General features: G+C 52.6%; 2 protein-coding genes. Both read right to left on the minus strand.

Annotation, left to right across the window (positions count from 1 at the left end; all coding sequences use genetic code 11):
* Positions 1-101: 101 nt before the first annotated feature.
* On the minus strand, positions 102-410 hold the full coding sequence (locus OEL57_RS16385; protein WP_300741976.1) for a GDSL-type esterase/lipase family protein: 309 nt from the start codon (positions 408-410) through the stop codon (positions 102-104).
* A 24-nt stretch (positions 411-434) separates the two neighbouring features.
* A complete protein-coding gene (locus OEL57_RS16390) occupies positions 435-1,919 on the minus strand; it encodes an alpha-amylase (RefSeq protein WP_300741977.1) in 1,485 nt (494 codons plus the stop codon).
* Positions 1,920-1,986 lie beyond the last annotated feature (67 nt).

Here is a 1,986-nt window from a genome sequence, read left to right on the forward strand (position 1 = left end):
CCGCTGAAAACGATCAAAGGGCCAGCCTAATGCTGCTCTCTGGTGAAAACTTCACTACAGGCTGACATTGGCAACCAACTTTCAAGACTTTTGCAAGAGGCTCAGTCGTTACCGCCAAGACACAAAAGCACCAGAGCCGGTTTTTCTCGATCCAATGTCTCATCCAGCCTCGCCAAACCTGCCGATGTCACCTCACCAGGTATCCCGGCATTCACTACCGCACGCCCGATCAAACGGCTTAAGACAGCGGGATAGCTGGTTTCCGGCGCAGCACCGGTCCCGGCAGTCAGACTATCGCCAAATGCCAGAACAACGGCATCAGGAGGCACTAATGCAAGTTCCGGGGCAACGGAACAACCTGATAAAAACATATGCATAATCAATATAAATGTCAGAACAAGCCGTGTCATAACACCCTTTTCACACCATGAATTCTATAAAACATCCTTTACCCAGACCGATACAGAGCCCCCCTTGCAACGAAACTCGCCCCAGCCATGCTCATTAGTGATTACGGCGTCCGTTTGATGACCGGTGATATCATGATAGGCCGTGTCCGGCTGCCCCACCTCCATCCACTTAAAACCATCTGCTCCGTTACTCATCAGCACTGCCATGCCACCGGGGTGTTCATCATCCCCAAGCCTGGTCCAACCGATCACTGCAGGATGATCAAAATAATCATACTGCGGCCCGTAGGCGTACCTTTTACGGGCTGCCAGAAAACAATCCAGCAAGAAGCGATGGGAGGGCATCACACAATGATACTGGTTACCGTCCTTGCCTTTGTCGTCATACTCTGCACCATAGTAATCGGCATAAAACAGACAGGGATAGCCTTCCCTGCGCAGTAGGATCAAGGCATAGGCCAGTGGCTTGAACCATGCTTCCACGACCGATTCCAAGGCCTGAAGCGGTTGGGAATCATGATTTTCAACAAAGGTGACAGCATGGGTCGGACGGGCCTGCATCACACTGCCATCAAGAATCCGGCGCAGGTCATACTCGTTACCAGCCCGGCCAGCACGGTGGAAGTTATAATGCAGTGGTACATCAAACACCGCCATCCTTCCGCCCACGTCATCAATGTACCAAAGCAGGGTTGAGAGACTGTTAACCCAGTATTCTCCCACCACAAACAGATCTTTACCGGCATGTTTTTCCAGGTCATCAAGCCATTCCGGAAAGAACCAGGCCGCAATATGCTTGATCGCGTCCAGTCTGAAACCATCCACACCGGTGGCATCAAGGTACCAGCGCCCCCAGCGAGCCAGTTCTTCTCGCACTTCAGGATGCTGACAGTCCAGGTCACAGCCCATCAGATAGGCAAAATTGCCAAACTCCTGCGAGACCTCGTCATCAAAACTCTTACCTTCCAGCAGGTAGACCGTGTCCCGCTCACCGGGGTTTGAGTGATCATAATCAACGGCATCAAAATGCTGCCAGTGCCATTGAAATGAGGAATGTACACCGGCCCGGCCTGGAAAACTGAACCCGGTATAGGCAAGTATCTCCCGCAACTCGCCTTTGGGATGCAGTCGATCCCCCCGACGGTAAGGGGTAGCCCGACAGGGCTCTGCCTGCTCAGCCCCCATGCGATGATTCAGTACGGCATCGGCATAGACCTGGACACCTGACTTACGGAGTTGCTGCACAGCCTGCAGATACTGTTCTTTGGTGCCGTACTTGGTCCGTACCGAGCCTTTCTGGTTAAACTCGCCCAGGTCATACATATCATACACGCCATAGCCGACATCAGCGGCACCACCGATCCCTTTGTACGCTGGCGGCAGCCAGAGGGCGGTAATCCCTGCTTGTGCCAACTCATCTGACTTATCCGCTAATTCTGTCCAGAGGCTACCGTCAGCAGACAAGTACCAGTGAAAATACTGCATCATGACACCGTTCAGATCAGACATAGGACTCTCCAACTGCTGACGTTATGCAACAAACATACTCTTGTTGCTATACCACAGATCCCCGTCT

It is taken from the genome of Trichlorobacter sp. (genome assembly GCF_030247655.1).
Lineage (GTDB): Bacteria > Desulfobacterota > Desulfuromonadia > Geobacterales > Pseudopelobacteraceae > Trichlorobacter.

What these genes read in the sequence shown, in the direction of transcription:
- OEL57_RS16390 (WP_300741977.1), bottom strand. Translation starts at nt 1,919, where the DNA reads ATGTCTGATCTGAACGGTGTCATGATGCAGTATTTTCACTGGTACTTG.
- OEL57_RS16385 (WP_300741976.1), bottom strand. Translation starts at nt 410, where the DNA reads ATGACACGGCTTGTTCTGACATTTATATTGATTATGCATATGTTTTTA.